Genomic DNA, 20,926 nt, shown 5'->3' with positions numbered 1-20,926 from the left:
AATTGCACGAACACGCGTTTACCGTGCGGCGGCGCAGGACTATAGTGGCTGCTTTCCCACCTGTTCAAGGATCGCCATGAAACTCTTTTATTCGCCGGGCGCCTGCTCGCAGGCGCCGCACATCATCCTGCGCGAAACGGGGACGGCCTTCACCCTCGTGAAGGTCGACCTGGGCCAGCACAAGACGCAGGAAGGCGGCAATTACTACGAACTCAACCCGAAAGGCCAGGTGCCGCTGCTGGCGCTCGACGATGGCACGACCTTGAGCGAAGGCCCCGTCATCGCCCAGTACATCGCCGAACAGGCCGGCAGGCAGGATTTATTGCCGCCCGTGGGCAACTTTGCCCGCTACAAGGTGCTGGAATGGCAGAACTACATCACGTCCGAACTGCACAAATCGTTCAGTCCCCTGTTCGATCCCCGCTTCGACGCCGCCACCAAAACATTATTCATCGAGCAACTTGGCAAAAAATTCAAGTGGGTGGACAGCCGCCTGGAAGGCCGTGCCTATCTGACGGGCGACACCTTTACCGTGGCCGACGCCTATCTGTTCGTCATCGCGGGCTGGGCGCCGAACGTGGGCGTGGATTTGTCTGCGCTGGCGCATCTGCAAGCCTTCCTGGCCAGAGTGGGCCAGCGCGACAGCGTCAAGGCGGCTCGGGAAGCGGAAGGCTTGCAGAAAAGCGCTTAAAAGCAGTGTTGCGGCGCCGGGAAAGCCCGTGCCTTGACGGCCGCCACATAGGCACTGAACGCGCCGCCGATGCTGGCCTGCCCCGTCATGAAGTCGCGCACGAAGCGCGCCTTCTTGCCGGGAAACACGTTGAGCATATCGTGCATGACGAGGATCTGACCCGAGCAATCGGGCCCGGCGCCGATGCCGATGGTGGGAATGGCCAGCAGTGCCGACACTTCCTTGCCCAGCGCGGCCGGAATGGCTTCGAACAGCAATAGCGAGGCGCCAGCCGCCTGCAGGGCCAGCGCGTCGGCTTGCAAGACAGCCGCGCTTTCCGCCGTCTTGCCCTGTACCTTGAAGCCGCCCAGCTGATGCACGGACTGCGGCGTCAAGCCCAGGTGGGCGAACACGGGTATGCCCCGCTCGGTCAGGAAACGCACCGTGTCGCACAGCCAGCTGCCGCCCTCCAGCTTGACCATGTGCGCACCCGCCCGCATCAACTGGACGGCGTTGGCGTACGCCGCTTGCGGTGTGGCATAGCTGCCGAACGGCATGTCGGCCGCCAGCACGGCCGTGCGGTTGCCGCGCGCCACGCTGGCCGTGTGGTAAGCAATGTCGGCCACGCTGACGGGCAAGGTCGTGCCCTGCCCCTGCACCACATTGCCCAGCGAATCGCCGACCAGCAGCAGTTCCACGCCGCAAGCGTTCATCAGGCTTGCGAAACTGGCGTCATAACTAGTCAGCGCGGCAATCTTTTGCCCCGCATCGCGCATGGCCAGCAAGGCTTGCGCCGTCAACGGCTTACTGTTCATTGTGGTCTGTGGGGCGGGCATGCTTTCTCATTTCATCAAGTTAAGTTTTTTCGGACTTGCCGTGCATCACCATGATGGTTTGCTGCATCAGCGCGCACAGGGTTTCCTTGCCATCGCGCACGGCGAACACTTCGGCTTGCGTAACGATCAGCGTGCGGCCGGGCCGCACCACCTTGCCGCGTGCAATCAATTTCTCGCCATCGGCGGGCGCCAGCAGGTTCATCTTGTATTCCACCGTCAGCACGGACGCGCCGTCGGCCACCATGGTCATGGCCGCGTAGCCGGCGGCCGAGTCGGCGATCATGCCCACCACGCCGCCGTGCACGAAGCCGTGCTGCTGCTCGATGCCGCTCCAGTGCGGCACGTGGATTTCCGTGCTGCCATGCGCCACCACGGGCAGGCTGGCCTTGATCAGGGTCATGGCGTTCTGCAAATCAAAACTGGCGCGGACTTTGTCGGCGAATTGCGGGTCGGGAAGTCGGGTCATGGTGAAATACTTTCTCAAGTGAACAGAACAAAGAACTTATGGCACCACTCTACCCTGCTTCTTGCGCGCCGCGAACAATACGGTCAGGGTGCCGCAGGCACTGACCAGCACGATGCCGGCCAGCAGCACGCCGGACAGCGGCGTCAGGATTCCTTGTTGCAGAGTCATCATTATCAATGGTGCGGCTTTTCTTGATATAGTGAGAATCCGACACTCCCTCCTTCAATACAGCCAACCACAACGCCCGTGCCCACCACAAGACATCTGCTGCTGGCGCCCTACAGCGGCGCCCTGCCAGCCCCCATCTGCTTTCGCAGCGCCGCCATGCCGGCCGCAGGGATTTATCCCAGCCACAGCCACTCCTGGGGCGAGTTCGTGTATGCGCTGGGTGGCGTAGTGGAAGTGCTGGTGGCAGGAAAACACTACCTGGTGCCGCCCCAGTACGGCATCTGGCTGCCGCCGCGCGTGATGCACACGGGGCAAAACCGCCATCCCGCCTTCCACAGCTCGCTGTATGTGAGCGAAGCACTGTGCCGGGAACTGCCCGCCGCGCCGTGCGCGCTGGCCGTCACGCCTTTCGTGCGCGCCATGCACGAGCACTTGCGCGCGCACCCGCCCGGCTTGCCGCAGACCATCCATGAAGAGCGCCTCCTGCAGGTCTTGCTGGACCAGCTGGCACGCGCCACGCCCGTGGGCAGCTACCTGCCCAGCTCGGATGACCCCATGCTGGGCAAGGTACTGGCGATGCTCGACAGCAACCCTGGCGACCACCGCCCGCTGGCCGCACTGGCGCAAGCCGTCAACACCACTGAGCGCACCCTGATGCGCCGCTGCCAGCGCGACCTGGGCATGAGCTTTGCCCAATGGCGCGCGCGGTTGCGCGTGATCAAGGCCATGGCCATGCTGGAGGCAAACCAGACGGTCGAAAGCATCGCCTTCGACCTGGCGTATGCCAGCTCCTCGGCCTTCATTGCCATGTTCCGCAAGGTAACGGGTGAGACGCCGGACGAGTACCGGCGGCGCAGCGCCTAGCCGCAAGCGTGCCCGCTGTGCGAAAATGCCCGCCTTCGCCATTGCCGGACTTTATTCATGCCGCACGCCGCCCTCGCTACCCTTGCCACCCTTTCCGGGCGCGACGCGCGCCGCATCGCGCGCCATGCGCCGGCCGCCGACGCCGCCCGCTTTTTGCATCCGGCCCAGCAAGCCTTGCTGCACCGGCGCGGCTGGCTGACGATGCTGGCGCCGCGCGGCGCCGGCGGGGCCGAGCTGCCCTTGCCGCAGGTGGTGCGCCTGGAAGAAGCCGTGGCTGCCGTCGACGGCAGCGTGGGCTGGGTGCTGACCCTGTGCGCAGGCGCGGGATGGTTCGCGGGCTTCCTGGCACCAAGCATGGCGCGGGAAATCATCGGCACGCCCCGGGTCTGCCTGGGCGGCAGCGGCGCGGCCACCGGTGATGCGGAAGAGGAAGGCGGCGGCTACCGCATCACGGGCAGCTGGGACTACGCCAGCGGCGCGCCGATGGCGACCCACTTCACGCTGAACGCCCGGCTGCGGCGCGATGGCCAGCCCCTGCTCGATGCGGACGGCAAGCCGCGCATCCGCGCCTTCCTCGTGCCCGCCGCGCTGGTGCAGCTGGTGCCCTCGTGGAACAGCATCGGCATGCGCGCCAGCGCCTCGCACAGCTACCGCATCGACGGTCAATGGCTTGCCAAGGAGCACGGTTTCACCATCGATGCGGCCGCCGCGACGGCCGACGGCCCCCTGTACCGCTACCCGTTCTATTCGCTGGCGTATGTCACCCTGGCAGCCAACGTGGCCGGCATGGCCGGGCATTTCATGGAATTGGCCGAGGAATGCATGCGCCACCGCCGCCATGCGCGCGCCGGCTTGCCGCTGCTGGACGTGCCGGAAGTGGCCGCCATGCTGCAAGCCAGGAAAGACGCGTTCATGGCCGCACGCACCCGCTTCTATGCCGTGCTGGATGACAGCTGGGCAACGGTGGCAGACGGCGCGGCGCTGGGCGCGGACGCCATGCAAGCCGTTCAAGACCGTTCGCTGGACCTGGTCGCCGCCTGCCGCGCGGCCGTCGGTGATGTATATCCGTATTGCGGCCTGTACGCGGCCCGCGAAGACAGCACCATCAACCGCGTGTGGCGCGACTTCCACACGGCCAGCCAGCATGCGCTGCTGCTGCCGTAAGCTGCCGGAACGCCCGGCGCGGCATCGTCATTGAGCGCCTTGGCGCGGATAGCTGTCGTCCGTCACCTGCTCCAGCCAGCTGACCACCGATCCATCTTGCGCCTCGGCAATGGCGACATGCTGCATGGCGGACGTGGCCGTGGCGCCATGCCAGTGCTTGACGCCGGGCGGTATCCACGCCACGTCGCCCGCGGCCAGCGCCTGCAGCGGGCCCTGCCAGTGCTGCACCCAGCCCTGGCCTTGCGTGACGATCAGGGTCTGGCCCAGCGGATGCGTATGCCACGCCGTGCGGGCGCCGGGCGCGAAGGTGACGATGGCGCCGCCCACGCGGGCCGGAGCCAGGCGCTGGAACCTGGCGTCGACTGCAACCTTGCCCGTGAAATAGGCGGCGTCGCCCATGCTGCTGGGCATGGCGGCGGCCCGCGTCACTGTCACGGCCGCCGGCGCGGCAGCGGCGCCGGCCTCGGCAGCGGTGGCCCCCGCGGGCAGGCAAAGCGGCAAGAGTGCCGCGGCGTATCGATGCATGTCTGTTTTCCTTTCATGCCGGTAAGATAAGCACACGTGCCGCCGGGCAGCCGGCGGCGCCTGTCCTGGCAAGTCCAGCTTAACAGCGCTGGCCCGCGCTGATTAGCGGCGCAAATCCGCTAGGGCCTATAAGCTGGGCTGATGAATGCGCCGATGCGGGGCCGAGGCGCGGCCTGTTGCACAGGAAAGGCTGGCGGACGCCATGCGGTCTGGATTGCCTGATAATATGGGGGCATTGCCATTTCTCGCTCCCCTATCCATGCACGTCAACACGCTCAGCAGCCTGGCGCAACTTCTGGCCAGCGCCGAAACGGAAACCCTGGCCTTTCCTACCAGCATCAATACGGCCCTGCTCCTGCAAAAGGAACTGGCCAATCCGGATTGCCATTCGGCCGACATCAGCCGACTGCTGCTGTGCGAACCGACCTTGTCGGCGCGCGCCGTGGCGCTGGCCAATTCAGCCCTGTTCGCGCCCGGCCAGGCGCCCGCCATCACCAGCGTGCGCGCCGCCGTCGAGCGTCTCGGCCACCGCAACCTGTATGCGCTGGCGACGGCGGCCGTCATCCGCCAGCTGAACGCGGGCATCCGCGACGAAGCCCTGCGCGCCCATGCCACCCAGCTGTGGGCGCACACCGTGCACGTGGCGGTGCTGGCGCATGCGCTGGCGGGCGCCGTCACGCACACGGATGCCGACACGGTGCTGTTCGCCGGCATCGTGCATGAAGTGGCCGGCTTTTATTTGCTGGCCCAGGCCGACAAGACTCCGGGCCTGTACGCCGAGCTGGAAACGCAGATGGCGTCCGCGCTGGAAGTGATCGGCCGGGGACTGATGCGCCAGCTGGGCGTACCGCTGCCGGTGGCAGATGCCGTCAATGCCTTGCCCGGCTCCACCATCATGCTGCCGCCCGAAGGCTTGCGCGACACCCTGCTGCTGGCCAAGGCGCTGGCGCCCGTCCCTTCGCCGCTGCCGCAGGCCGGCGTCACCGTCAGCGAGGCGCTGCAAGCCTATCTGGAGCACGATCCCGTGCTGCAGGCGCTGCGCACGCAGCCGTCGGCCGAAGCGAAGGGCCTGATCGAGGTACTGCTCAGCTGATGGCCGATCTGCTATGATGGCGCGAGCCGGGATGGACCCGGTCCGCTTTCATTGATGCTCACTGGAAAACTGCCTTGACTACCTCCTTACGCATGCTCGGCCTGGCCGCAGCTCTGACCATGGCGTGCAACGCCAACGCCGACAGCTTCGTTTCCTCGGCCTCCAGCGCCGGTTCCCAGTCGAGCGGCAGCATTTCCGATTCGCTCAACGGTTCGAGCAACAGCTCTTCGCGCGACAACAAGGTGGCCAATGGTCCCTACCGCATCATCGACGTGGCCGCCGTGCCGGGCCGCGCCGGCATGACGCGTTTGACCATGCAGGCCGACGCCGCGGCCACGCCGCTGGTGCTGGACTTGCCGCAAGCGGCGCTCGACAAGCAGCAGCTGGCGCAGGGCGACGTGGTGCATGCGCAAAACCGCGCCTACGGCATCGAATTCTCGCGCAACGACACGCGCGCCGCCTTCTTCCTCGTGCTGGCCGGCGACTGGTACGGCGAAATGGCCACGCGTCCCGTCAGCCTTTGATTTTGCGCAAACTGGCGCCGCTGCTGGCCGGCTGCGCCGCGCTCGTCCTGGCTGGCGCCGCCCAGGCAGGCACCTCAATGTCCTCCTCGCGCTTTTGCGACCGCGCCCAGGAACTCACGGCCACGGAACAGGACCGGCTCTTGCGCTTTGCCGCCGTCGTGCGCGAAGAACTGGCCGCCAGCGAAGGCAGCGTGGCCCTGATCAGCCGCTCGGGCCTGGACCTGGCCCGCTTCGGCATCCGCTATTCGCACGCCGCGCTGGCCTGGCGCCACGACAATGACAGCGGCTGGTCCGCGCGCCAGCTGTACTACGCCTGCGACGAAGGCCGCCCGCGCATCTTCGACCAGGGCACGGCCGGTTTCGCCATGGGCACGGAAAACCCAGCGCTCGGCTACATCTCCCTCGTGAAACTGCCTGCAGAAACCGTGCCGCCCCTGCGCCGCGCCCTGCTCGACCCCGTGCGCGTGCAGCAGTTGCTGGCGGGCCGCTACAGCGCCAACGCGTACGCCTTCAATTTGACATACCAGAATTGCAACCAGTGGGTGGTGGAAATGCTGGCCTCGGCCTGGGGCGAACTGGCGGCAGGCGGCGACTTGCGCGCCCGCGCCCAGGACTGGCTGCGCGCCGCGCCCTACAACCCCGCCGCCGTCGACGTGGGTGCGCGCTGGCTGATGCTGGGATCGATCTTCGTGCCCCTGGTGCACATGGACGACCACCCGCCGGAAGCCATCGGCACGATGCAGCTGGCGGTGAGCCTGCCGGCCAGCCTGGAAGCATTCGCGCGCCAGCGCCTGCCCGCCAGCGAACGCGTGGAAATCTGCCACGACGGCAAGCAGGTGGTGGTGCACCGGGGCTGGGAACCGATCGCCGACGGCTGCGTGCCCGGCGCAAACGACCGGGTCATCGCCCTCGACGATACCTAGCTTCCCTAGGCAGACTAAGCGGCCAGGGCCGCTTCGACGTGATCCAGCAGGCGCGCTGATTCGAGCCCCTGCCCCATCCGGCGGGCCACCTCGCCGCACGCCAGCCTGACTTCGGGCGCGGCCAGCAGGCGCGCCAGTTGCCGCTGCATGCGCCCGGCGGACAAGCGCCTGGCCAGCAAGACCTCCCCCACGCCGAGCCGATTGGCGCGCCAGCCATTGTCGAACTGGTCGTACGCGAACGGCACGATCAGTTGCGGGATGCCCGCGCGGAAGGCGTCCGCGCTGGTGCCGATGCCGCCGTGGTGCACCACGGCCGCCGCGCGCGGCAACAGCGCCGCGAACGGCACATGCGCCTGCCACAGCACGCCAGCCGGCAAGTGCTGCGGCACTTGCGCCGCATGGGGCGTGAGGAACAGGCCGCGCCGCCCCAGCCGCCGCAAGACCTCCAGCGCGATGCTGAAATAGCGTTGCGCGTGCTGGTGGCCGGTACCGGGCGTAAACACGATGGGCGGCTCGCCCTCGCCCAGAAAACGTTCCAGTTCCGGCGGCAGCGCGGCGGCGCCAGGCATGCCGGCGGCGGTGAAACCGGCTTGCGCGAAGTGCGGCGGCCAATCCGCCTGCGGCGCGGCGAACCAGGCGGGAAACAGCCCCAGCGAAGCATCGGGCGCGGACAGCATGTGCGCGAAAAAATGCGCCTCCGGCGGCAAGCCGTGCTGCGCGCGCGCGCCGTTCAGGCCAGGCAGCAGCAGCGGGTCGATCATCGTGCGGTGGATCATCCGCCACAGGGCCTGGCGCCAGGCCAGCGGCACCCACGCGGGAATGCGCAGCGAACCGGCCGTCAGGAAATCATGGCTGCTGCACAGGTTCGATGGCGCGAGATACGCCGCGACGATGCGCAAGTCCGGGCGCGCGGACCGCGCCAGGGCCGCCATCGGCACGAGGATGGGATGGCACAGCACCACGCAAGCCTCGTCAGCCGGCAAGCCCTGCACCACGTCGCGCACGGCGCCCAGGTGCGGCACGAGGCCATTCCACACCACGCCCCAGCCCTTGCGCTCATCCCACAGGGCGGGGTCGCCCAGCATGGCCTGCCCCTCTTCCGCGCTGCCGAAGGTGCGATACGGCAACTTTGACGCCTGCGCGGCCGCTTCCTGCCAGCCCGGCGCCAGCAGCAGCACGCGCCGGCCCCGTTGCTGCAAGCCCTGCGCCAGCGCGATAAACGGCTGCATGTCGCCGCCGGTGCCGCTGCTGGCGATGATGACGAGCGGGGATGGGTCAGGCATGCAGCCATCCTTGCCTGGCGGCAATCTTCAGCGGGAAATCAAGCAAGAACAAGGGGTGCATCGGCATCTTTCCTAGTTGAAACACCCAGCGATAGCAATCGATTAACGTTATTATTTCAATCAATTATTGAGCACGGCACGGCGCCATGCCTGCCGCTGCTACACCGGCAGTTGCAGTACCATGTCCCATTGATCGATGCCCGGCCCGAAGCCGTCCGGCGTCACGTTGACCGTCACGAAACCGTAGCCCGCATAAAAGCCTTGCGTGTGCTGGCTGGTATTCATGCGCACGCTGGCGATTCCCTGCACGGCGCGGATGGCGTCCAGGCGCGCCTGCGTCAGCGCCCGGCCCAGTCCCTGGCCATGCAGATCCTGCGCCACCATGCCCCAGCACAGGCTGGCGACGCTGCCGCCCGCCTCGATGGCATGGCCGCCGGAGGCGACAATGCGGCCGTCGCGCAGAATGACCAGATACGGATGCGTCGAAGTATCGAGCCAGGCGGCAAAGTCCGCGCGCTCCGAGAGGTCGAAAAAGCGCGGCGTGTTGCCGTCGAAAAGGGCCAGACAGGCATCGCGGTCGCTGGCCCGGTAAGGACGTATTGTTTGCATTTTCCGTACTCAAAAGAACATGAATGCCGATTATAGGCGATGCGCATTCATGCCAGTTGCTCCGAACTGACAACATGCACGCCCGGCGCGGCGGCCAGCGCCGCTTCCAGCAAGGCGCTGGCGATGCGCGGCGCGGGATTGATGCGCCAGCGGCGCGGCAGCACGGGACCGAGCACGCGCAGGACGCGCAAGGCGGCGCCCTCGCCCGCCCGCGCCTGCTCGCGCTCGCCGCCGATCAGCCCGGGCCGCACGTAGGTGAGCGATCTAAAACCCAGCTGCTCCAGGTCGCGTTCCAGCTCGCCCTTGACGCGGTTATAGAAGATGCGCGAAGCGGCGTCGGCGCCGGCCGCGGAATTGAGCACGTACGTGCGCGTGCCGGCCGCCAGCGCCAGCCGCGCCACGGCCAGCGGATAGTCGTGGTCCACGCGCGAAAATATTTGCCGGGTGCCGGCCACCTTCATCGTCGTGCCCAGGGTGCAGATGACGGCGTCCGCCTGCCACCAGGATGCGTCAGGCGGTAATTGATCGAAATCAACGAGCGGCGCGGCCAGCTTGGGATGGGGCGGCAGCGGCCGCCGCACGGGCGCCACGATGGCCGTGATCCGCGCATCCATCAGCGCCAGGCGCAGCACTTCGCTGCCGACGAGGCCGGTAGCGCCTACGAGCAGTAATTTCATTGCATCCCAGTATAAAGTTGCTCACAGCCACCACCATACACGGAACTCAGGACAGGCGCAGCGCCAGCGCGGCCAGGGTCACCAGCAGCACGGGCACGGTCAGCACGATGCCGACGCGGAAATAGTATCCCCAGGAAATGTGGATGTTCTTGCTGTCGAGCACGTGCAACCACAGCAAGGTGGCCAGGCTGCCGATCGGCGTGATCTTCGGCCCCAGGTCGCTGCCGATGACGTTCGCATAAATCATCGCTTCGCGCACGGCCCCCTGCGCCGTCGTCGGGTCGATGGCCAGCGCGCCGACGAGCACCGTCGGCAAATTGTTCATCACGGACGACAATAACGCCGTCAGCACGCCCGTGCCCATGGCCGCGCCCCACACGCCGTACTGCGCAAAGTGGTTCAGCATGCCCGTCAGGTAGGCCGTCAAGCCCGCATTGCGCAAGCCGTACACGACCAGGTACATGCCCAGCGAAAAGACAACGATGTGCCATGGCGCATGGCGCAGCACGTAGCGCGTGGAAATCACGTGGCCCTTGCCTGCCACGCCCAGCAGCAGCGCGGCGCCCACGGCGGCGATCAGGCTGATGGGCACGCCCAGGCTTTCTTGCGAAAAAAAGCCCACCAGCAGCAGCGCCAGCACCAGCCAGCCGGCGCGGAAGGTGGCCAGGTCGCGGATGGCGGCGTCCGGGCGTTTCAGCTGCGCCACTTCGTAGTCGCGCGGAATATCCTGGCGGAAAAAGAGCAGCAAGGCCGCCAGGGTGGCCAGCACGGCGACGACGTTGACGGGCACCATCACGGACGCGTACGCGGCAAAGCCGATCTTGAAGAAATCGGCCGAGACGATATTCACCAGGTTCGACACCACCAGCGGCAGGCTGGCCGTGTCGGCGATGAAGCCGGCCGCCATCACGTAGGCCAGGGTGGCTTTGGCGGAAAACTTCAGCGCTCGCAGCATGGCGATGACGATGGGCGTGAGAATCAGCGCGGCGCCGTCGTTGGCGAACACGGCGGAAACCAGGGCGCCCAGCAAAACCAGCAGCACGAACAGTTTTCTGCCGCTGCCGCCGCCCCAGCGCGCCACGTGCAAGGCGGACCATTCGAAGAAGCCGGCCGCGTCCAGCAGCAGGCTGATGATGATCACGGCAACAAAGGTGCCGGTGGCGTTCCACACGATATGCCAGACGACGGGGATGTCGCCCCAGTGGATGACGCCGGCCAGCAAGGCGACGCATGCGCCGATGACGGCGCTCCAGCCGATACCCAGGCCGCGCGGCTGCCAGATGACGAGGATGAGGGTGGCGAGGAAGATCAGGAAAGCGGTCAGCATGCGGTAATGGTCTCGTGCAATGCGGCGTCGCGGGCACCATGCGCCGCAGCCTGTGAAATAGAATAATACTTCTATATTACTGGAATTATTGAATCAATGCAAAACCACAGTGCTTGCGCCTCACTGCAGCGCCATGCCAGCCAGGAGGCCGGCGGCGCAAAAAAAATACATGCACCTCCACTTATGATTGTCTTTAAGCAACTTAATCGGTGTATAGTCACAGCACCGTTGACACCAGGAACGAACAAGGAAGCATACATGGCGCGCATTTACCAGACCAACAATATGGGCGAAGCGGACGTGCGCGTGGCCATCGTGCAGCGCGGCAACGCCGACTTGCTGGTGCAACGCGTGAGCAGCTGGGGCCTGGCGCATGGCGACGCCCATTGGTTCCTCAGCCGTGAGCGGCAGGACGCCACGGCCAGCGTGTATTTCACTTCGCAAAGCTTCGCGCAACTGACCATCTGCTTTGTCGACCACGCGGGCGAGGCAGGCTGGGTCCGGCCACACCGATTTAAAGGTTGCCTGTCGCACGGCGGCACCTGACCGTCAAGCAGAGGAGTTCGTCATGGATTTGATCTTGCTGGAACCCGGTAACGGGGAACTCATATTCGGCAAGGCGCCGGACGGTGGCGGCAATATCGACGCCATCTGGCGCGACGCCGCCGCACTGCGGGGCATGGGCCAGTGCATCGAACTGGTGTCATTACATCAAGGCATGAAGCAGCAAGTGACGACCGACGTCAGCAACGCGGCGCGCACCTCCGGCCGGCCCCTCATCACCGAATTTACCTGCGTCAAATATGTCGATGCGACCTCGGTGAAATTATACGAGCTGTGCCTGCTGGCGAAGCCGCTGGGCACGGGCGCGGCCCAGCCGACCAGGCTGTACATCGCCCGCTATTCGAGCAGCAAGACGGCCAACGTCATCACCATTGCCCTGCGCGACGCCCTGATCACCGAAATCCAGCTGCAAACCCATCCCGACGACATGCCCACCGAGCAGTTCAAGCTGAACTTTACGGAAATCCTCTGGAGCCACAGCGTGCAGCATGCGGACGGCCAGCCCGACGCCCAGCAGACGACGGGCTGGAGCCTGGCGCGCAACCGCCCGATCGGGGCATTTACGGGATAAGCCCACAAGGCCCCTACTCCTCCAGCCCGCCTCCCAGCGCCTTGTACAGCGCCACGGCCGACTTGAACTGGTCGCGCCGCGCGTCGAGCAAGGCTTGCTGCGCCGCATACGACTGGCGCTGCGCGTCGAGCAATTCCAGCCGGCTGTCCTGGCCCGCGTCGTAGCGCAGCTGCGACAGGCGCTGGCGCTGGTGCGCCGCCGTCACCACGCGCTCTTGCGCGGCGATCTGCTGCGCATACGTGGCGCTGCCCGCCAGGCCGTCGCGCACGTCGCGAAACGCCGTCTGGATCGCTTGCTCGTATTGCAGCACGGCCACGTCCTTGCGCAGGCGCGACAGCTGCAATTCCGCGCGCAGCTGGCCGCCCTGGAACAGCGGCTGCGTCACTTGCGGCGCAAACGACCAGCTGCGCGCGCCGCCGCGGAACAGGTCGCCCAGTTCCGGGCTGGCCAGGCCCAGCTGCGCCGTCAGCGACAGGCGCGGGAAGAAGGCGGCGCGCGCGGCGCCGATTTCCGCATTCGCCGCCACCAGCGCGTATTCCGCCTGTAGGATGTCGGGACGGCGCGCCAGCAAGTCCGACGGCAGGCCGGGCGGCAGCTGCGTCAGCACGGGCTGGCCGTCGAGCGGCCGGCCGGCGGGCAAGTCGATGGGCAATGGCGCACCGAGCAGCAATTCCAGGTTGTTGCGCGCAAGAAAGCTGGCACGTTCCCGGGCCTGCACGTCCGCTTCCGCCGTGGCCGCCTGCCCTTCGGCTTGCGCTACATCAAGACCGCTGCCCTGCTGCGCGCCGTGCAGGCGCTGCGTCAGGAGCAGCGCCTGGCGCCAATCAAGCAGGGTTTGCCGGGCCAGCGCCAGCTGCTCCTCGGCCAGCCGCTGTTCCAGGTAGGCGTCGGCCACGGCGCCGATCAAGGCCATGTGCGCGGCCCGCTGGCCCTGCTGCGTGGCCAGGTAGCGCGCAAAGGCGGCCTCCGACAAGGAACGCAGGCGACCGAACAGGTCGACCTCGAACGCGCTCATGGCGATGCCGGCGGTGAACTGGTTTTGCACCGTGGGATTTTTTCCCGTGGCATCGACAGCGCGCTGGCGCGTGCCGCCGCCGTTGAGACCAATCGCCGGATAGCGGCCCGCATCCTGTATCTGGTACTGGGCCCGCACGGCTTCCACGTTGAGGGACGCCACGCGCAAGTCGCGGTTGTTTTCCAGCGCGATGTCGACCAGGCGCTGCAGGCGCGCATCGAGCAGCATCTGGCGCCAGCCCAGGTTGGCCGCGGTGTCGGCCGCGGTGTTGGACGCGCCTGGCGCGGATACCTCGGCATACGCAGCCGGAATGGGCGGCGCCGGCTTGACCAGCGGCGGCGTCAATGAACAGGCCGACAAGGCCAGCGCGGCCAGCGGCGTGATAAATATCAAACGCATTACGATTCTCCTTCCACCGCCTTGACGGCGGTGCGATTGCGTTTATTTTCTTTTAGAAAATAACTTGCCATCTTGTCGACGGCGCCCAGCACCACGACAAAGAACACGGGCACGAAAAACACGGCCAGCACGGTGGCGGTGATCATGCCGCCGAACACGCCCGTGCCGATCGCGTGCTGCGTCTCGGCGCTGGCGCCCGTGGCCAGCATCAGCGGCACCACGCCCAGCGCGAACGCCAATGACGTCATCAGGATCGGGCGCAAGCGCAGCCTGGCCGCTTCCACCGTCGCCTCGACCAGCCCACGCCCTTGCGCCTGCAGCTGGCGCGCATATTCGACGATCAAGATGGCGTTCTTCGCCGACAGGCCGATGATCGTGATCATGCCCACCTTGAAGAACACGTCGTTCGGCATGCCGCGCAGCATCACGGCCAGCACGGCGCCCAGCAAGCCCAGCGGCACCACCAGCATCACGGAAACGGGAATCGACCAGCTTTCATACAGGGCCGCCAGCACGAGGAAGACCACCAGCATCGACAGCGCCATCAGCATGGGCGCTTGCGAGGCCGATTCCTTCTCCTGCAGCGACTGGCCCGTCCACGCCAGCGCGAAGCCCGGCGGCAATTGCTTCACGAGGCGCTCCATTTCCAGCATGGCGTCGCCGCTCGACACGCCCGGTGCCGCGCTGCCGGAAATGCGCGCGGCAGGATAGCCCTGGTAGCGCACCAGTTGCAGCGGCGACTCGCTCCACACCGGGCGCACCAGCTCGCCCAAGGCCACCATGCCGCCCGCGTTATTGCGAATGCGCAAGGCCAGCACGTCGTTGAGCTGCATGCGCGATGGGGCATCGGCCTGGATGATCACCTGCTGCATGCGGCCCGCATTCGGAAAATCGTTGACATAGGTCGAACCCATGGCCGCCGTCAGCATATCGGCGATAGCCGTAAACGGCACGCCCAGCGCCTCGGCCTTGGTGCGGTCGATATCGAGGCGCACGCTGGCGCCGGGCGGCAAGCCGTCCGGATACACGCCCGCCACCTTGGCGCTTTGCGCGGCCAGGCCCAGCAGCTGATTCTGCGCCGCCTGCAGGGCCGCGATGCCTTGGCTGGCGCGGTCTTGCAGGCGCAGGGAAAAGCCGGACGAGTTGCCCAGTTCATCGATGGCGGGCGGCATCAGGCTCATGATCACGCCCTCCTTCGCCTGCGACATGGCTTCCTGCGCCAGCGCCACCTCTTCCTGCGCCGTGGCGCCGTTACGTTCTTTCCAGTCCTTCAGCATGGTGAACGCCAGGCCCGCGTTCGGTCCCGCGCCGGAAAAGCTGAAGCCGAGGATCGATTGATTTACCTCAATGCCGGGCCGCGTGGCCACGTGCTGCTCGTACAACTTGACGACATCGAGCGTGCGCTCCATGGTGGCGTCGGACGGCAGCTGGATCGAGGTGATGAAATAGCCCTGGTCTTCTTCCGGCAAGAAGGCCGACGGCAGCTGCATGAAGGCCACGCCCAGCGCCGCGACGATGGCGACATACAGCACCATCGAGCGTCCCGCGCGTTTGAGCATCGCCACCACGCCCTTTTCATAGCGCGCCGTCATGCGGTCAAACTGGCGGTCGAACCACAGGAAAAATCCCTTTTTATCGTGGTCATGCGGGCCGATGGGTTTGAGCATGGTGGCGCACAGGGCCGGCGTCAGGCTCAAGGCCAGAAACGCCGAGAACAGGATCGACACGGCCATCGCCAAGGTGAACTGGCGGTAGATGGCGCCCACGGAACCGCTGGCCAGCGCCATCGGGATGAACACGGCCGTCAGCACCAGCGTGATGCCGACCACCGCCCCCGTGATCTCGCGCATGGCCTTGGAAGTCGCTTCCTTCGGCGACAAGCCTTCGGTCGCCATCAGCCGCTCGACGGCTTCCACCACGACGATGGCGTCGTCGACGATGATGCCGATGGCCAGCACCATGCCGAACATGGTCAGCACGTTGACGGAATAGCCGGCCAGCAGCATCACGGTAAAAGTGCCCATCAGGGCGATCGGCGCGACGATGGCGGGAATCAGGGTGTAGCGTATCTTTTGCAGGAACAGATACATGACGAGGAACACCAGCACCATCGCCTCGAGCAAGGTGACGATCACCTTTTCGATCGAGATCTTCACGAACGGCGCCGTATCGAACGGCACCGAGTACTTGATCCCGGCCGGCATGGTGTGCGCCAGTTCGGCCATGCGCGCGCGCACGGCGGACGCCGTCTGCACGGCGTTGGCGCCCGGCGACAGCATGATGGCGGCGCCCGACGCGGCTTGCCCGTTTTCGCGGATGCTGAAATTGAAGCTTTGCGCGCCCAGCGAGACCTTCGCCACGTCGCCGATGGTCACTTTCGAGCCGTCGGGATTCGCGCGCAGCACGATGGCGGCAAATTCGGCCGGCGTGTGCAACTGGCCCTGCACCGTCAGCGGAATCGTCACGCGCTGGCCGTGCACGGCGGGCGAGTCGCCCAGGCGGCCCGGGGCGATCTGCGCATTCTGCTGCGCGATGGCGGCCGTCAGCTCGCCCATGGCGATGTTGTACGACACCAGCTTGGCCGGATCGACCCAGATGCGCATGGCCCGCTCGGAGCCGAACAGCTGCACCTTGCCCACGCCGGGGATGCGGCGCAGTTCTTCCGTCACGTTGCGCGCCAGGTAGTCGCCCAGCGCCACTTCGTCATGCTGGCCATTGTCGGAAATCAAACTGACGATCATCAGAAAGCCCGACGACGCCGATTCCACCGTCAAGCCGTTTTGCCGCACCGCTTGCGGCAAGCGCGGTTCGATGGCTTTCAGGCGGTTCTGCACGTCCACCTGCGCCATTTCCGGGTCGGTGCCAGGCTGGAAGGTGACGCTGATCGAGGCCGAACCCGAGGTGTCGGTGGACGACTCGAAATACAGCAGGTGCTTGACGCCCGACAGTTCGCGTTCGATCAGGCTCACCACGGAGTCGTTCATGGTTTGCGGCGTGGCGCCGGGGTAGTTGGCGCTGATGCTGACGCTGGGCGGCGCCACGGAAGGAAAACGCGCAATCGGCAATTGCGGTATGGCGATCAGTCCGAACAGGACGATGAAGACCGCCACCACCCACGCAAAGACGGGGCGGTTGATGAAAAACTGAGGCATGTAATTAAACTTTCAATAAGTACACTTTAAATATGTACGGATCAGCGCACGGCGCTGACGACGGGCGCGGTGGCTACGGCGGCGGCGCGCTTCCATGGCTGGGGTGCGGCGGTGGCGCCCGGCTGCAGGCGTTCCTGGCCTTCGATGACGACCGTGTCGCCCGCCTTCAAGCCGCCGCTGACCACGTACTGGTGCTCGACCACGTCGCCCACGGCAATCGGTTTCAGGCTGGCTTTGTTCGTGCCGTCCAGCACCCAGGCCTGCGCCTGGCCGCCGCTGCTGCGCAAGACGGCTTGCTGCGGCAACAGCACGCCATTCGCCTGCACGGCGCGGGCGATGCGGGCGCGCACGAACATGCCTGGCAGCAACTGGCGCTGCGGATTGTCGACCAGCACGCGGATGACGGCGTCGCCCGTGCCCGCATCGACGCTGATGCCCGAGAACAGGATGCGCCCCGTGACGGGATGCGGCTGGCCATCGGCGCCCAGGATGGTCACGGGCAGCTTGTCCGCGCCGCCCGTTCCCGAGGCTTGCAATGCCGCCAGCGCGGCGGCCGGCTGGCGCACGTCGACATACACCTTGTCGATCTGCTGGATGCGCGCCATCGGCGCCGCATCGGCCAGGCCCACGAGCGCGCCTTCCGTCACCAGTTCCGGGCCGATGCGCCCGGCAATGGGCGCTTCGATGCTGGCGAAGGCCAGGTCCAGGCGGCGCCGGGCCAGGGCGGCGCGCGCCTGCGCCACGGTGGCCACGGCTTGCTCGCGCTGGGCCACGGCGTCGTCATACGCCTGGCGGCTGATGGCGTCCGCTTCCACCAGCGGCTTCAACCTGTCCGCCTGGCTGCTGGCGCGGTTCGCCGTGGCCACCGCATGCTGCAGGGCGGCGGCGGCCGAATCGACGTCCGCCTGGAACGGCGCCGGGTTGAGCTGGAACAGCTTCTGTCCCGCCTGCACTTCGGCGCCCTGCTCGAACTGGCGGCGCAGCACGATGCCGCCCACCTGCGGGCGGATGTCGGCCGTGCGGAACGCGGCCACCCTGCCCGGCAATTCGTCGCTGAGGACGACGGGCGCCGCTTGCAGCTTGAGCACGGTCACGGCGGCGGGCGGCGCGGCGCCTTCTTCCGGCGCGGGTTTGGAACAGGCGGCAAGGCTGAGCAGTGCCGCGGCGATCAACATGTTTTTCTTGGTGAAGTGGCTCGGATGCATGGTCTTTCTCTATGGCAGATCCCAACCGGCGGTCCGGTCGACAGATAAGCGCAGCATAAAAGGCCAAGGTGGATATTTCGTCAAAGAAATGTGGAGATTCGATGGAGAGAAAGAAGAATGCTAGACTATTTCAATGAACTATCATCACAGCGCCAGCCAGCCCTCGTTTCTTGCCACCACGCCGCCTTCCGCCCTCGTCCTGATCGCCGAAGATGAACCGCAAATCGCCCGCATCCTCGCCGGTTACCTGGAGCGCGACGGCTACCGCACGGCCTTCGCCCTCGATGGCCAGGAAGCGCTGCAGCAGCACCTGGCGCTGGCGCCGGACCTGCTGCTGCTCGACGTGCAAATGCCCCGCGTCGACGGCTGGGGCGTGCTGGCGGAAGTGCGGCGGCGCGGCGAAACGCCCGTCATCATGCTGACGGCGCGCGACCAGGATGCCGACAAACTGGCCGCCTTGCGCGTGGGCGCCGACGACTACATCATCAAGCCCTTCAATCCGGCCGAAGTGGTGGCGCGCGTGGCCGCCGTGCTGCGCCGCTCGCGCGTGCGCCACCACCCGGTCGGCGGCCAGCGCCTGCGCTGCGGCCCCATCGACATCGACCAGGAAACGTACGTGGCCAGCGTGCTGCAGGATGGCATGGCCCAGCCTCTCATGCTCAGCCTGACGTTGACGGAATTCCGCCTGCTGGCCCACCTGGCGCGCACGCCGCGCCGCGTCTGCAGCCGCCTGGAATTGCTGGAGTCATGCATGCCCGAAAGCAATTCGATGGAACGCACGGTGGACAGCCACGTCAGCAAGCTGCGCAAGAAGCTGGAAGAAGCGGGCGTGATGAACATGCCGGCCAGCCTGCGCGGCGTGGGCTACCGGCTGGAAAGCGACTGATGCGCTTCACGGGCCTGAACCGGCAAATCATCCTGTCGATGTCCGTGCTGATGGTCTGCAGCATCCTGATCATCTGGATCGGTTCCTGGACTTTCTTCGCCATCGCCTTCAAGATCGATCCCGACATGCTGTCCGAGCCGGACGACTGGTCGCCCAGCACCGTCGAATGGCTGTGGATCTTCGCCATCACCATCTTCGGCCTGGGCCTGGCGGCGTTTTTCGCCCTCAAGCTGGCCGCGCGCATCTTGAAACCGATCAATTCCGTGATGGACAGCGTGCGCCGCGTGGCGCATGGCGACCTGTCCGCGCGCGCCTTTGCGGGCGACCGCAGCCTGGGCGAGACGGCCATGCTGGTCGATGACTTCAACAGCATGGCCGAGCGCCTGCAGCGCGGGGCCAAGGAGAGCGAAACGTGGAATGCGGCCATCGCGCACGAACTGCGCACGCCCGTGACCATCCTGCGCGGCACCTTGCAAGGCGTCGTCGACGGCGTCTTCAAGCCCGAGGAAGTGCCGTTTTCCAGCCTGCTGGCGCAAGTCGAGGACCTGGGCCGCCTGATCGAGGACTTGCGCACCCTGAGTCTGGCCGACAGCGGCCACATGCAGCTGCGCATGGCGTGGACGGACCTGACCCTGGAAATCGGCGAAGTGCGCCGCCTGCTGGCGCAGGAAATGGAAGCGGCCGGCTTTACCTTGCAATTGCACCTGTCCGACCATCCCGTCTGCTGCGACGCGGCCCGCATCCGGCAAATCGTGCTGGCCCTGCTCGACAACGCGCGCCGCTACGCGCATCCGGGCCTGCTGCGCGTGCGCACCCGCGTGCAGGCCGGCCAGTACTACCTGAGCGTCGAAGATGCGGGTCCCGGCATTGCCGAGGACCTGGCGCCGCACGTGTTCGAAGCGTTCCGCCGCGGCGACAGCGCCAGGGTCGACCTGAACGCGGGCAGCGGCCTGGGCCTGGCCGTGGTGGAAGCCATCGCGCGCGCACACGGCGGCAGCGCGGCCTGCACGCGCGGCAAGGCGGGCGGCAGCGTGTTCACCGTCAAGTGGCCGGTCGAGCATGGCGCCCTGCCGCCCGCCGGCTGACTACGCGGGCGGCGCGCGCAGCATGTCGACGAAGGCGCGCAGCACGGGCGGCATCTGCCGCCGGCCCGGGTAGTACAGGAAGTAACGGGACGGCGGCGGCAGGCAGCGCTGCAGCACGCACGCCAGGCGCCCGGCCGCGATATCGGCGCGCGCATCGGCCTCGTACACATACGCCAGTCCCGCGCCATCGCGGGCCGCGCGCAGCATCAATTCATCATCGTCGAACACCAGCGGGCCGCCGACGGCGATGCTGACGCCCTCCCCGTCCTGCTCGAACTCCCACGCATACTGGCGCCCGCTGGGAAAACGCCGGCCGATGCAGGCATGCGCCAGCAAGTCGCGCGGCGTGCCTGGCGCGCCATGCGCCGCCAGGTAGGCGGGCGATGCCACCACCACGAACGCTTGCGGCGCGCCCACGGGCACGGCGACCATGTCGGCCGCCACCTGTTCGCCGAAGCGGATGCCCGCGTCAAAACCGTCGCGCACGATATCGATCATGCCGTCATCGGTCACCACTTCCACTTGCACGCGCGGATAGCGGGCGACAAAACCGGCCAGCATGGGCCCCAGCAGCAACCGGGCCGCCGGACGGGGCACGTTCAGGCGCAACTTGCCTGCGGGCACATCCTGCAGGGCGCTCAAGTCCTGCAAGGCATCATCGATTTCGCGCATGGCCGGCGCCAGCCGCGCCAGCAGCAGCTGCCCCGCCTCGGTCGGCGTGACGCTGCGCGTGGTGCGGTTCAGCAAGCGCACGCCCAGGCGCTCTTCCAGCGCCCGCAGCGCATGGCTGAGGGCGGACGCGGACACGCCCCGCTCCAATGCCGCCTTGCGAAAGCTGCGCAGGCGGGCGACGGCCGCAAAGGCCGTCAATTCGTTGAGGTCAGCCATTGTTGAGGAAGAAATTCATGAGAAAAATTCAG

General features: G+C 66.6%; 22 protein-coding genes. 10 read left to right on the top strand and 12 right to left on the bottom strand.

Annotated features, from left to right (window positions below):
* Nucleotides 1-76 precede the first annotated feature (76 nt).
* Complete coding sequence (gene gstA, locus BZG29_RS13525; RefSeq protein ID WP_077403503.1) at nucleotides 77-691, top strand: glutathione transferase GstA; 615 nt, start codon at nucleotides 77-79, stop codon at nucleotides 689-691.
* Here the strand turns inward: gstA and panB are convergent.
* From panB to BZG29_RS28660, 3 genes are read right to left on the bottom strand one after another with little or no spacing between them, the layout of a single operon-like run.
* Nucleotides 688-1,485 (bottom strand): 3-methyl-2-oxobutanoate hydroxymethyltransferase, encoded by a 798-nt coding sequence (panB, locus tag BZG29_RS13520; RefSeq protein ID WP_253192872.1) that lies wholly within the window; start codon nucleotides 1,483-1,485, stop codon nucleotides 688-690. The genes gstA and panB overlap by 4 nt on opposite strands.
* 40 nt (nucleotides 1,486-1,525) lie before the next feature.
* The gene (locus BZG29_RS13515) at nucleotides 1,526-1,972 is read right to left on the bottom strand and encodes a PaaI family thioesterase (RefSeq protein ID WP_077403497.1); all 447 of its coding nucleotides are present in this window, start codon (nucleotides 1,970-1,972) and stop codon (nucleotides 1,526-1,528) included.
* Nucleotides 1,973-2,008: 36 nt separating this feature from the next.
* A complete protein-coding gene (locus tag BZG29_RS28660) occupies nucleotides 2,009-2,143 on the bottom strand; it encodes a hypothetical protein (protein WP_268993689.1) in 135 nt (44 codons plus the stop codon).
* 75 nt (nucleotides 2,144-2,218) lie between these two features.
* Between BZG29_RS28660 and BZG29_RS13510 the strand changes: the two genes are divergently transcribed.
* Nucleotides 2,219-3,004, top strand: a complete 786-nt coding sequence (locus BZG29_RS13510; RefSeq protein ID WP_253192871.1) for a helix-turn-helix transcriptional regulator — start codon at nucleotides 2,219-2,221, stop codon at nucleotides 3,002-3,004.
* A gap of 57 nt (nucleotides 3,005-3,061) precedes the next feature.
* Nucleotides 3,062-4,168, top strand: a complete 1,107-nt coding sequence (locus BZG29_RS13505; RefSeq protein ID WP_077403494.1) for an acyl-CoA dehydrogenase — start codon at nucleotides 3,062-3,064, stop codon at nucleotides 4,166-4,168.
* A gap of 27 nt (nucleotides 4,169-4,195) precedes the next feature.
* On the opposite strand, the gene BZG29_RS13500 is transcribed toward BZG29_RS13505, so the two are convergent.
* Entirely contained in the window at nucleotides 4,196-4,693 is a 498-nt protein-coding gene (locus BZG29_RS13500) for a cupin domain-containing protein (protein WP_077403491.1), read from the bottom strand.
* Nucleotides 4,694-4,919: 226 nt separating this feature from the next.
* Here BZG29_RS13500 and BZG29_RS13495 point away from each other — a divergent pair, with 226 nt between their 5' ends.
* The 3 genes from BZG29_RS13495 to BZG29_RS13485 all read left to right on the top strand — a co-directional run bounded on the left by BZG29_RS13495 (nucleotide 4,920) and on the right by BZG29_RS13485 (nucleotide 7,233).
* Nucleotides 4,920-5,786 (top strand): HDOD domain-containing protein, encoded by an 867-nt coding sequence (locus BZG29_RS13495; RefSeq protein WP_253192870.1) that lies wholly within the window; start codon nucleotides 4,920-4,922, stop codon nucleotides 5,784-5,786.
* 92 nt (nucleotides 5,787-5,878) lie between these two features.
* A complete protein-coding gene (locus BZG29_RS13490; RefSeq protein ID WP_077403485.1) occupies nucleotides 5,879-6,310 on the top strand; it encodes a hypothetical protein in 432 nt (143 codons plus the stop codon).
* Nucleotides 6,307-7,233 (top strand): DUF2145 domain-containing protein, encoded by a 927-nt coding sequence (locus BZG29_RS13485; RefSeq protein ID WP_077403482.1) that lies wholly within the window; start codon nucleotides 6,307-6,309, stop codon nucleotides 7,231-7,233. Before BZG29_RS13490 ends, BZG29_RS13485 begins: the two co-directional genes overlap by 4 nt.
* Nucleotides 7,234-7,247: 14 nt before the next feature.
* Here BZG29_RS13485 and BZG29_RS13480 read toward each other — a convergent pair whose 3' ends face one another.
* From BZG29_RS13480 to BZG29_RS13465, 4 genes are all read right to left on the bottom strand, one after another.
* Nucleotides 7,248-8,516 carry a nucleotide disphospho-sugar-binding domain-containing protein gene (locus BZG29_RS13480; protein WP_077403478.1) on the bottom strand — a complete coding sequence of 423 codons (1,269 nt, stop codon included), beginning with the start codon at nucleotides 8,514-8,516 and terminating at the stop codon, nucleotides 7,248-7,250.
* Nucleotides 8,517-8,675: 159 nt separating this feature from the next.
* Nucleotides 8,676-9,125, bottom strand: a complete 450-nt coding sequence (locus BZG29_RS13475; RefSeq protein ID WP_077403475.1) for a GNAT family N-acetyltransferase — start codon at nucleotides 9,123-9,125, stop codon at nucleotides 8,676-8,678.
* A gap of 47 nt (nucleotides 9,126-9,172) precedes the next feature.
* Nucleotides 9,173-9,802 (bottom strand): NAD-dependent dehydratase, encoded by a 630-nt coding sequence (locus tag BZG29_RS13470; protein ID WP_077403472.1) that lies wholly within the window; start codon nucleotides 9,800-9,802, stop codon nucleotides 9,173-9,175.
* 46 nt (nucleotides 9,803-9,848) lie between these two features.
* Nucleotides 9,849-11,129, bottom strand: coding sequence for an arsenic transporter (locus BZG29_RS13465; RefSeq protein WP_077403470.1), 1,281 nt, complete (start codon nucleotides 11,127-11,129; stop codon nucleotides 9,849-9,851).
* Nucleotides 11,130-11,387: 258 nt separating this feature from the next.
* On the opposite strand from BZG29_RS13465, the gene BZG29_RS13460 reads away from it, so the two are divergent.
* Both BZG29_RS13460 and BZG29_RS13455 read left to right on the top strand, forming a co-directional pair.
* Nucleotides 11,388-11,675 (top strand): DUF6150 family protein, encoded by a 288-nt coding sequence (locus BZG29_RS13460; RefSeq protein ID WP_077403467.1) that lies wholly within the window; start codon nucleotides 11,388-11,390, stop codon nucleotides 11,673-11,675.
* A 22-nt stretch (nucleotides 11,676-11,697) separates the two neighbouring features.
* Nucleotides 11,698-12,264, top strand: coding sequence for a type VI secretion system tube protein Hcp (locus BZG29_RS13455; RefSeq protein ID WP_077403464.1), 567 nt, complete (start codon nucleotides 11,698-11,700; stop codon nucleotides 12,262-12,264).
* A gap of 13 nt (nucleotides 12,265-12,277) precedes the next feature.
* Here the strand turns inward: BZG29_RS13455 and BZG29_RS13450 are convergent, their stop codons facing one another.
* From BZG29_RS13450 to BZG29_RS13440, 3 genes are read right to left on the bottom strand one after another with little or no spacing between them, the layout of a single operon-like run.
* Nucleotides 12,278-13,678, bottom strand: a complete 1,401-nt coding sequence (locus BZG29_RS13450) for an efflux transporter outer membrane subunit (RefSeq protein ID WP_077403461.1) — start codon at nucleotides 13,676-13,678, stop codon at nucleotides 12,278-12,280.
* Nucleotides 13,678-16,830: an efflux RND transporter permease subunit gene (locus BZG29_RS13445; RefSeq protein ID WP_077403458.1), complete on the bottom strand. Its 3,153-nt coding sequence runs from the start codon at nucleotides 16,828-16,830 to the stop codon at nucleotides 13,678-13,680. Before BZG29_RS13445 ends, BZG29_RS13450 begins: the two co-directional genes overlap by 1 nt.
* Nucleotides 16,831-16,871: 41 nt before the next feature.
* The gene (locus BZG29_RS13440) at nucleotides 16,872-18,035 is read right to left on the bottom strand and encodes an efflux RND transporter periplasmic adaptor subunit (RefSeq protein WP_077403455.1); all 1,164 of its coding nucleotides are present in this window, start codon (nucleotides 18,033-18,035) and stop codon (nucleotides 16,872-16,874) included.
* Between the two features lie 133 nt (nucleotides 18,036-18,168).
* Between BZG29_RS13440 and BZG29_RS13435 the strand changes: the two genes are divergently transcribed.
* Both BZG29_RS13435 and BZG29_RS13430 read left to right on the top strand, forming a co-directional pair.
* Nucleotides 18,169-18,921, top strand: coding sequence for a response regulator (locus tag BZG29_RS13435; protein WP_077403452.1), 753 nt, complete (start codon nucleotides 18,169-18,171; stop codon nucleotides 18,919-18,921).
* Nucleotides 18,921-20,006, top strand: coding sequence for an ATP-binding protein (locus BZG29_RS13430; protein ID WP_077403449.1), 1,086 nt, complete (start codon nucleotides 18,921-18,923; stop codon nucleotides 20,004-20,006). The genes BZG29_RS13435 and BZG29_RS13430 overlap by 1 nt, the downstream gene beginning before the upstream one ends.
* Here the strand turns inward: BZG29_RS13430 and BZG29_RS13425 are convergent, their stop codons facing one another.
* Nucleotides 20,007-20,894: a LysR family transcriptional regulator gene (locus BZG29_RS13425; RefSeq protein WP_077403446.1), complete on the bottom strand. Its 888-nt coding sequence runs from the start codon at nucleotides 20,892-20,894 to the stop codon at nucleotides 20,007-20,009. It lies immediately after the preceding gene.
* Nucleotides 20,895-20,926: the final 32 nt, after the last annotated feature.

It is taken from the genome of Janthinobacterium sp. LM6 (assembly GCF_002002885.1).
In the GTDB taxonomy this organism is placed as follows: domain Bacteria; phylum Pseudomonadota; class Gammaproteobacteria; order Burkholderiales; family Burkholderiaceae_D; genus Janthinobacterium; species Janthinobacterium kumbetense.
This window is presented reverse-complemented; position numbering and strand designations above follow the sequence as displayed.

Excerpts from the sequence above, each read along its gene's own strand:
- gstA (WP_077403503.1), top strand. The coding sequence starts at position 77 with ATGAAACTCTTTTATTCGCCGGGCGCCTGCTCGCAGGCGCCGCACATC.
- panB (WP_253192872.1), bottom strand. The coding sequence starts at position 1,485 with ATGAACAGTAAGCCGTTGACGGCGCAAGCCTTGCTGGCCATGCGCGAT.
- BZG29_RS13515 (WP_077403497.1), bottom strand. The coding sequence starts at position 1,972 with ATGACCCGACTTCCCGACCCGCAATTCGCCGACAAAGTCCGCGCCAGT.
- BZG29_RS28660 (WP_268993689.1), bottom strand. The coding sequence starts at position 2,143 with ATGATGACTCTGCAACAAGGAATCCTGACGCCGCTGTCCGGCGTGCTG.
- BZG29_RS13505 (WP_077403494.1), top strand. The coding sequence starts at position 3,062 with ATGCCGCACGCCGCCCTCGCTACCCTTGCCACCCTTTCCGGGCGCGAC.
- BZG29_RS13500 (WP_077403491.1), bottom strand. The coding sequence starts at position 4,693 with ATGCATCGATACGCCGCGGCACTCTTGCCGCTTTGCCTGCCCGCGGGG.
- BZG29_RS13495 (WP_253192870.1), top strand. The coding sequence starts at position 4,920 with ATGGGGGCATTGCCATTTCTCGCTCCCCTATCCATGCACGTCAACACG.
- BZG29_RS13490 (WP_077403485.1), top strand. The coding sequence starts at position 5,879 with ATGCTCGGCCTGGCCGCAGCTCTGACCATGGCGTGCAACGCCAACGCC.
- BZG29_RS13480 (WP_077403478.1), bottom strand. The coding sequence starts at position 8,516 with ATGCCTGACCCATCCCCGCTCGTCATCATCGCCAGCAGCGGCACCGGC.
- BZG29_RS13475 (WP_077403475.1), bottom strand. The coding sequence starts at position 9,125 with ATGCAAACAATACGTCCTTACCGGGCCAGCGACCGCGATGCCTGTCTG.
- BZG29_RS13470 (WP_077403472.1), bottom strand. The coding sequence starts at position 9,802 with ATGAAATTACTGCTCGTAGGCGCTACCGGCCTCGTCGGCAGCGAAGTG.
- BZG29_RS13465 (WP_077403470.1), bottom strand. The coding sequence starts at position 11,129 with ATGCTGACCGCTTTCCTGATCTTCCTCGCCACCCTCATCCTCGTCATC.
- BZG29_RS13460 (WP_077403467.1), top strand. The coding sequence starts at position 11,388 with ATGGCGCGCATTTACCAGACCAACAATATGGGCGAAGCGGACGTGCGC.
- BZG29_RS13455 (WP_077403464.1), top strand. The coding sequence starts at position 11,698 with ATGGATTTGATCTTGCTGGAACCCGGTAACGGGGAACTCATATTCGGC.
- BZG29_RS13450 (WP_077403461.1), bottom strand. The coding sequence starts at position 13,678 with ATGCGTTTGATATTTATCACGCCGCTGGCCGCGCTGGCCTTGTCGGCC.
- BZG29_RS13445 (WP_077403458.1), bottom strand. The coding sequence starts at position 16,830 with ATGCCTCAGTTTTTCATCAACCGCCCCGTCTTTGCGTGGGTGGTGGCG.
- BZG29_RS13440 (WP_077403455.1), bottom strand. The coding sequence starts at position 18,035 with ATGCATCCGAGCCACTTCACCAAGAAAAACATGTTGATCGCCGCGGCA.
- BZG29_RS13435 (WP_077403452.1), top strand. The coding sequence starts at position 18,169 with ATGAACTATCATCACAGCGCCAGCCAGCCCTCGTTTCTTGCCACCACG.
- BZG29_RS13430 (WP_077403449.1), top strand. The coding sequence starts at position 18,921 with ATGCGCTTCACGGGCCTGAACCGGCAAATCATCCTGTCGATGTCCGTG.
- BZG29_RS13425 (WP_077403446.1), bottom strand. The coding sequence starts at position 20,894 with ATGGCTGACCTCAACGAATTGACGGCCTTTGCGGCCGTCGCCCGCCTG.